This is a genomic window from Marivita geojedonensis (assembly GCF_002115805.1).
GTDB lineage: Bacteria > Pseudomonadota > Alphaproteobacteria > Rhodobacterales > Rhodobacteraceae > Marivita > Marivita geojedonensis.
The window spans coordinates 1-8,141 of sequence record NZ_JFKC01000049.1 but is presented as its reverse complement, the minus strand read 5'-3'; the positions used below and the strand labels follow the sequence as shown (position 1 = coordinate 8,141).

Genomic DNA, 8,141 nt, shown 5'->3' with positions numbered 1-8,141 from the left:
TAGCTGTCATGGCAGAGATATGATCCACCCCGCATGACCCGGTGTTCCCCGGTGGCTGGGCCTTGCGGGCGTATTGGGGAGGACAGCGCGTAGGCATGCGGCGAAAACCAATCGGCACACCATTCCCATACATTGCCTGTCATCTCGTAAAGTCCAAACCCGTTTTGGGGGAAACTGCGCACAGGGCATGGGCCGATCCAGCCGTCATCGCCAGTATCGTGTTCGGGAAATTGCCCCTGAAAGACGTTCATCATGTGCCGGCCTTCTGGCTCGCGGTCATCGCCCCAGGGATAACGCGCCTGAGCGACTCCGCCCCGTGCGGCGTATTCCCATTCCGCCTCTGTTGGCAATCGGGTTCCTGACCATTCACAATAGGCAACCGCGTCTGACCAGCTGACATGGACCACGGGGTGATCCGAGCGGTCGTCTATGCCGCTCTCCGGTCCTTCCGGATGTTGCCAGTACGCGCCCTCGATCTCCCGCCACCACGGGGCGGATCGCACGGCGCGGGTCGGCGGGTGATCGTCGGCCAACAATCCCGCAAAGACGAACGAACTGCCCAAGGCCTCTGCCGTCGTGACGTGGTTCGTTGCGGCGACAAAGCGCGCGAACTCCGCATTCGTTACCGTGGTTGGCGCAATGTCAAAGGCGGGCAGCGCAACCAGATGCGGCGGGCCTTCGCCATCCTCTGGATAGCCCTCCGCATCGTCGGTCCCCATGATGAATTCGCCCGCCGGAATGCGAACCAACTCCGGTTCTTCGCCTTTTGCGGACACCGTCGGTGAGGACTGATCCCTTGTGCCACCCACCTTTCGTGAAGGTGCGCAACAGTGGCCTTCAGTCACGGGCCAGAAGTGCGTGGAATTCGCGTTCAAGGTCAAGCTCTGGCTTGCCACTCACATCCACCGCGACGAACCGAATATCTCCACCGGTGAAGCGGTTGGGTGGCTGGTAATCGGGGCTCACCGGATCGGCGCTGTCCCATCCGATGCACAAGCCATCGCCCGAGAGCGTGAACTTGCCCGGCTGGGTGCGCATCGTTCCTTCGGCCACGGTTTGCCCGCCCACACGAAGGGTCATCTTGCCGTTGGCCACGTATTTCGGCTCTTCGTGGGTTTTCTCAAACACCATCCCAACCGCGACCTTTCCTTCGGGCAACGGGTCCGGCGACACCAGTCTTTGCTCTTCAATCCCAAGGAAATTGTAGACGTAGTGCAGATGCCCGTCCTTCACATACAGAGAGTGGCCACCAAAGCGCGAGCCATGGGCGAAGATCACACCAGAAACGTCCTTGGTCAGGTTCTCAAGCTCGGCACCAATCGCAAAAGACCGACCCCGGATATTGACCGCCACCGATTCAGGTACGGCCGAGGTGCCAGGCTTGTAGACGTAGCGATCCCGCTCTTCAGGGCCGGGCCGCCATAGGGTGAGCTGCTCTCGGGCCGTGCGGTCATCAAGCGGCAGGACGTCATTGGCTTCTGCTTCACGCATCCAGACGTCTACCAGTTCCTTGACCTTCTCGGGATGCTCGGCAGACACATCGTGACATTCGGTCCTGTCCGTTGCGATATGGTAGAGTTCCCAGTCATCCTTGTCGAAACCGCCCGCCCCCGTGAGGGCACCGTGTTTGGCCACGGCTTTCCAGCCTTCGTGGTAGATCGCCCGCGTGCCGAGCATCGCATAATACTGGGTTTTACGCGCATCTTCTGCCTCGGCTGCCTGAATGGCAGAGAGCATGGACACCCCGTCCAGATGCGATTGCGGGACACCGCCGATCTTGTCCGGACTGTTGATGCCGACCATGTCGAGGATCGTCGGCATCACGTCGACCGCATGAAAGTACTGGTGCCGGATTTGCCCGGCCACCGACCCCATAGATTTGCCATGGGTCACGATGCACATGTCTGCGATCCCACCTTCAAGCGAGTAACGCTTGAACATCTTGAAGGGCGTGTTGAAGGCCCAGGCCCAGCCGGTGGGATAGTGGTTATACGTGTTCGGGCCGCCAAGCTCATCCAGCTTGGACAGGTTTTCCTGCAGATCGTCGGGCCAGTTGTTGAAGAACTTGTTTTCGTTGACCGACCCATCGGGCGTGCCTTCACCGCTGGCCCCGTTATCGGAAACGGCAACAAAGATCGTGTTTTCCAGTTGTCCGGTTTCTTCCAAATAGTCGAGCAGGCGTCCGATCTGGTGATCTGTATAGCTCAGATAGCCTGCATAGACCTCGGCCATGCGGGCAAAGAGCTTTTTCTGGTCGTCGTTCAGGCTGTCCCATGGATGCACCAGATCAACCGCATTGATGGTGTCGGTGTCCCACGGATTGATCTCGGACAATTCCGTGCCTTCGGGCAGGATGCCGATCTCCATCATCCGCTTCCACGCATCGACGCGGTACTGTTCGTAGCCTGCGTCGAATTTGCCTTTGTATTTGTCGATCCACTCTTTGGGCGCATGGTGCGGGGCATGGGTTGCGCCCGGCGCATAGTACAAAAAGAAGGGCCGATCCGGATCAGCCTGTTTGGTGTCGGCGATAAAGCTGATCGCCTTGTCCGTCAGGTCTTTCGACAGGTGATAGCCCTCTTCCGGCATGTAGGGCTGTTCGACATCGTGGTTGTCGTGGACAAGGTCAGGGTACCACTGGTTCGATTCACCACCAAGAAAGCCGTAGTACCGATCAAAGCCGCGACTGGTCGGCCATGTCCGCTTGGATGCGGCTTGGTGTATTTCGGTGTCCGGCGACAGATGCCACTTTCCGATGGCATAGGTCGACCACCCCTCATCGCGCAAGATTTCTGCCAATGTGCCGTTCTCGGGCGGGATCACGGCGCTCATGCCGGGAAAGCCATTGGCGCCTTCTACGATACAGGCCATGCCGTTGCGATGGCAGTTGCGCCCCGTAAGAAGCGACGCGCGGGTGGGCGAGCAGAGCGCAGTTGTGTGCCACTGGGTGAACCGAACGCCCATATCGGCAAGCCGATCCATGGATGGTGTTTCAATGATGTGCGAGCCAAAACAGCTGAACGCAGCGATGCCGACATCGTCCCAAACAATATAAACGACGTTTGGCGCGTCCTTGGCCGCTTTTGGTGGCAGGAAAGGCTCCCAGTCCGGTTTGGAGTCGCGAATGTCTAGACTGATTTTTCCACTGAAATTGGCCATCGTCAGAAGTTCCTTTGCTTTCGTAACACACCGGGCGCTCAACCATTACACTTACGCAAATTATTGTTGCGCATGACAAGCAGTTCTTGGCTACTTGTGGTTGAAACCACAAATATTTCAGCGATGATCGTCGTGCGAAGAAACTCGGAAGGATAAGCAATGGCGCTTTGGGTTGGTTGGGCCTTGGGTGGGGTTTTGATGCTCATTGGTGGCATTTTCGCATTACTCAATCCGTTTGGCGCATCGCTGGCCGCCGTGACCTTGGCAGGCTGGGCTTTCCTTCTTGGCGGCGCATTGCAACTTTTTGCGGTCTTCCAATCGCAAGGCTGGGGCTCGCGCCTTTGGGCGCTGGTTTTAGCGATTGCATTGCTTTGGCTTGGACTTTCGCTTCTCGTTCACCCCCTCGCGGGCATGATTACGCTGTCGTTCGTTGTTGCGATCAGCTTCATCGCCAGCGGAATCGGCAAAGCGATGATGGCGTTCTCGCTCGTTGATCGCCGCGCCTTCTGGACGTTTATTCTGTCCGGGGCGATATCGGTCTTGTTCGGCATCTACATTCTGGCGACGTTCCAGGCGTCTGCGGCAACCATTCTGGGCATCTTGCTCGGCGTGGATCTGATCTCGACCGGGATCACGTTTTGCGTCTTTGCCTATTACCTGCGAGACAATCCTGCACTCAAAGCGGAATAATTGCGGTTATTGCTGACCTACACTGGCATCGCGCAACAATCTTCAAACCCGTTCCGCACACAATAGCGAGATCGCCCCTATGTCAAAGATGAACATTTTCGCGGCTGGGCTGGCGGTAATCGCTGCCTGCGTAGGTTTTTATTACTACGCCTCACCCTATGAAAACTGCCTGCGCGCCAAGGAGATCACCTCCGCTGTTCGCGATGGCGGGTTTGATCTTGAGGCGCTCAAGGCTGAATGCGCCAGCAGCACCCGATGGTGATCAGGGCGTCGCGTTCTGGATTTGAAGCAAAATTCGCGCCGCCAGATCGCCGATGATGGGGACAAACTCGATCTGCGCCAACATTAGCACGAGGATCGAGACAAGAATCGTCGCCCCAAGAAACGACCCCAACCCAAAGGCCATTCCGCGAATGAATTGCGCCCAGAGCATCTTGACGGTTGAATCCTCGCGCGCGATGAATTTGCGATTGGCCAGTTGCTCGATCGCCAGTGCAACACGATCGAATCTGTCTTGATCGATTTCGGTCAACTGACCAGGAAGATCAGCCTGCGCATTCTGTGGTGTCGTCATGAGCGTCCTCAAAACCGTTAACTTTGTGTGTGGCCAATCAATGTGCCACGCAGGCGAGGGCAGTGCGCGTGCAAAAGGTAGCGCCCCTGCCCTGGTCGCCCAGATCAGAGCTGACCCTCAACAGGCAGCCAGCTTGTGATTCTCGCGACGATCCTGTCCAAAAGCCGTGCACCCGGTTCGGTCGTGTAGGTTTCCGCTCCGGCGGTGCCGTCATAGAGCCACGTCAGCGTTTCATCCTCAGACACACGAAGTTGAAACGCGTAGTCCGGCGCAACAGCGTCGACGCGCGACCGGATGCTTTGGGCAAGGGAGGGGCTTTCTCCGATCAAGGCCACTTCCGTGTTCAATTTGAATGAGCGCGGATCCACATTTGTCGATCCCGCGAACACCGTTGTCCCATCAATAACAGCCAGTTTGGTGTGCATCGTCAGCGGCGTGTCGAGGCCGTTCACCAACGCTGGGGCGTCCGCACGCACCTCAAGCAATTCTACCCCAGCCGCCAGCAGCCGCTCACGGTAATTCGCGTAGCCGCCGTGCACATATGCGTGGTTGTTCGACGCTAATGAATTGGTCACAATCCTGACCCGCAAGCCGTTTTGCGCCTGCGAAATGAGCAGGTCTGCAAGCGCGTCTTGCGGGACGAAATAGGGGGTCATGATCAGGATATCGTCGCGTGCCTGTTCCATAGTGTCATAGAATGCCTCGGCTACCGCTGCCGGGCCGCGCCCAGGGCGAACCCGCAGTTTTTCAGGCTGATCCACAACAATCCGAGCGGTGCCTTTGTGCAAGGGTGCGGTGCCGTTCGCCACGGATGTCAGGAAATCAGAATCAATGGCGCCGGAATAGACCGAAAACAGGTCTGACTGGCTTCGCTCACGAAACCGCGCCACCACCTGCTGCAAGGGCGCCGGGTCCGATGTCGCAATGTTTTCCAAAGGCACCGACCACTCATCATTCCAATAAAGGTCGAACGCTTCTGCCACATCATCGGTCGCAGCGCCGATCAGAAGCAGGTCAAAGTCCGCGAACTCGTGGTCCGTCCCGATCTGGTAATACTCGTCCGCTATGTTGCGACCACCGATGATGGCAAGCGACCCGTCCGCCACCATGGCCTTATTATGCATCCGTCTGTTGACGCGGGCATAGTCGAGCACGAAATTCATTGCCGTATTGCTGTTGCGCGAGAGCGGGTTGAAGACTCTAATCTCGACATTCGGATGCGCGTCAAGCGTGGCGATTTGATCATCCTGCGCAGTCGTGAAGACATCATCGAACAGCAGCCGGACTCTGACCCCGCGTTCAGCCGCTTGATAAAGTTCGAGCCAGACCAGTGTTCCGGCCATATCCGGCTTGATCAGGAATGTTTGAAGGTCAATGGACTCTTCGGCACCTTCGATCAGCCTCAGTCGGGCACCTAGCGCGTCGTTGCCACTGAGCAAAGGCACCAATCCTGTGTAATCTGCGTCACCATCGCTGAGTTTGGTCGCTAGTGCTGCCGCTTGTGTGCCATCTCCGGACGATGACCGGCTCATAACGCGCTCTTCTTCGAACGGCACGTATGTGCAACTGGACAGCGACAGCAGAAAAAGCGCACCCAGAACGAGGCAAGTCGCTGCAATAAATCTGAGAATTCTTAGGAGCATCACGACCTTCGTGCTGATCGCCGGAAGAGCCGGCGCTCTAGGGCATGCCGTATCACTTGACTTCAAAGGCGGCGGTTACGGCCAGACCAAGTTCAGAATGAGGATCACGACAAACACCGCACCGAACAAGGGCCAACTCCAACTGGGCCCACCGTCCTTGTGCCGAACGTACAAACCGGAACGCTCCATCCCGTAGATAACAGCCAAGATCAACAACCCGGCGACGACCGCATGGGCAAGGTCGAAATGCATTAGGACGTCCTTTCAATATCTGTTTCGGTCGGCACCTCGGCATCCCTCTTTCGCGCCTCGGAATATGCTGTTTCGGTAGCGGCAAACCTGATGCTTTCTTCTGGGTATGCCATCAGGACCTCCGGCAGCAACCCTTTCGACCTGAGCACCTCAAGCGTTTGCGGCCCAACCTCAGTCAGGATCAGGTGGCCGCCGTGTTCTCTGATGGCGTGCGCATAGCCTTCAAGCCATTCCAGACTGGTCAGGCTTGCAAAGCGCCGGTCGCGCACCCGCAGGATCAGCGTCACCCCGGCGGCGGATTTAGGGTCCGGCATCAAGGTGTCGAAATCGTATATGCTGGCGAAATAGACCGGACCATCAAGCTCGAACACACGCACATCGCCTGCCTGTAAGGCGGTGGATTTTGTGACCTCTTCCCAAGTCCCGTCCGAGGTTGTGACCAGTTCGACAAGCCGCCCGTCCTGTGCCGCTTTGACGGCAAACAGAAGCAAGGACAGGAACACCCCAGCAAAGATCGCAGCCGTGAGGTCCACGAAAACGCCGACGATGATGGTGACAAAAGCCATGGCAGTCGAGAGCCGCGAAATCGACCATGCTTTGACAAGCGCGCGGCCCTCTTTCCACATCACCTCAACACCAATCACGATCAGAAGCGCGGCAAGCCCGGTAAGAGGGATCAGGTTGGCCAGACTTCCGGCCACCACCAGAATAAGCGCCAGCATGACACCCGCTGTAATGCCTGCAAACCGTGTCTCAGCTCCGCCTGAGGCGTTGATCCCGGTCCGCGACAGTGAACCGCCTGCTGGCATGGCCTGAAAAAACGACCCCGCCAGATTGCCAAGTCCCTGGCCAAGAAAGTCGCGAGACATGTTCGTGCGCGATCCGTCCTTGTTCGGATAAGCCGCCCCCACGCCAGAGCTTTCGGACAAACCGACAACCGTCGCCGCCAATGCACCGCCTAGTAGTAACGGAACAAGCGTGAGGTCCGGCAAGATCGGCGAGGGCAGTGATGCCAAGCCGCTCGGTACAGATGCGATGTCGGCAGCAATTTCCACGGTTTCCATCCCGGCGACCCAAACCAAAACCGCCGCGAATGCGATGACCAGGAAATCGGCGAATCCGCGCACGGGCGTGCGTTTGAGTGCAAGCAGCACGGCAATCGATACCAATCCAGCGAAGGCTGTGGGCCAATCCCATTCCTGAACATGCCTGAAAATATCGAACGCTTTGACCAACTTGTTCGAATCCAGATCGGAACTGTACCCGACCAGGTGGCGCAGCTGCCCAAGAACAACCAGAAGCGCCGTCACAAAGACAAACCCCGTCATCACTTCCTTGGACACAAACCGGATCACGCTGCCGAGTTTCAGCGCCCCCAGTGCTGTCATCATCACGCCCACCATGAAGGTCAGGGTGAAAAGAGCTATCACAGGGTCTACATCACCGGACAGGTCGGCAAGCGTGTCGCCCGCAACCAGCGCCAGCGCATTGGTCAGGGTGACGATCAGCCGAGATGTGCTGCCGGTCGCGGAGGCCACAATGGTTGTGACCATCCCTGTGTAGAGCCCGTAGATCGGGTTGACGCCTGCCACCAGCGCATAGGCCATACCTTCAGGGATTGAGACAAGGGCAACTGTCAACCCGGCCCGCATGTCCGGAACAAGTGTCGCCAAAGATAGTGACCTTAGTATCTTGCCCATCCCCTAAGGCCCTTGTCGATTCGATTGGTCCGCAAGTGTGAGACAGAAAAATCGGGTCTTCAATTCTTCAATACTCTCGCGCCTTCGTCGCTTTGCGATGGTCTTGACGTCAATCCCTATCTT

8 protein-coding genes are annotated in these 8,141 nt (G+C 57.6%); 2 read left to right on the top strand and 6 right to left on the bottom strand.

What is annotated here, in order from left to right:
- Both MGEO_RS20730 and MGEO_RS20725 read right to left on the bottom strand, forming a co-directional pair.
- Positions 1–776, bottom strand: a 776-nt coding sequence (locus tag MGEO_RS20730) for a formylglycine-generating enzyme family protein (RefSeq protein WP_233140057.1), incomplete at its 3' end; no start/stop codon positions are given.
- A gap of 61 nt (positions 777–837) precedes the next feature.
- Positions 838–3,159: an arylsulfatase gene (locus tag MGEO_RS20725; protein ID WP_085641648.1), complete on the bottom strand. Its 2,322-nt coding sequence runs from the start codon at positions 3,157–3,159 to the stop codon at positions 838–840.
- Positions 3,160–3,318: 159 nt separating this feature from the next.
- Between MGEO_RS20725 and MGEO_RS20720 the strand changes: the two genes are divergently transcribed.
- Positions 3,319–3,849 carry an HdeD family acid-resistance protein gene (locus MGEO_RS20720; RefSeq protein WP_085641647.1) on the top strand — a complete coding sequence of 177 codons (531 nt, stop codon included), beginning with the start codon at positions 3,319–3,321 and terminating at the stop codon, positions 3,847–3,849.
- 79 nt (positions 3,850–3,928) lie between these two features.
- The gene (locus MGEO_RS21500) at positions 3,929–4,111 is read left to right on the top strand and encodes a hypothetical protein (RefSeq protein WP_085641646.1); all 183 of its coding nucleotides are present in this window, start codon (positions 3,929–3,931) and stop codon (positions 4,109–4,111) included.
- Here the strand turns inward: MGEO_RS21500 and MGEO_RS20710 are convergent, their stop codons facing one another.
- From MGEO_RS20710 to MGEO_RS20700, 4 genes are all read right to left on the bottom strand, one after another.
- Positions 4,112–4,423: a DUF5665 domain-containing protein gene (locus MGEO_RS20710; RefSeq protein ID WP_085641645.1), complete on the bottom strand. Its 312-nt coding sequence runs from the start codon at positions 4,421–4,423 to the stop codon at positions 4,112–4,114. It lies immediately after the preceding gene.
- Positions 4,424–4,527: 104 nt separating this feature from the next.
- A complete protein-coding gene (locus MGEO_RS20705; RefSeq protein WP_158091081.1) occupies positions 4,528–5,955 on the bottom strand; it encodes a phospholipase D-like domain-containing protein in 1,428 nt (475 codons plus the stop codon).
- A gap of 186 nt (positions 5,956–6,141) precedes the next feature.
- Positions 6,142–6,318, bottom strand: a complete 177-nt coding sequence (locus MGEO_RS21495; protein ID WP_158091080.1) for a hypothetical protein — start codon at positions 6,316–6,318, stop codon at positions 6,142–6,144.
- Entirely contained in the window at positions 6,318–7,991 is a 1,674-nt protein-coding gene (locus MGEO_RS20700) for a SulP family inorganic anion transporter (protein ID WP_158091079.1), read from the bottom strand. Before MGEO_RS20700 ends, MGEO_RS21495 begins: the two co-directional genes overlap by 1 nt.
- Positions 7,992–8,141: the final 150 nt, after the last annotated feature.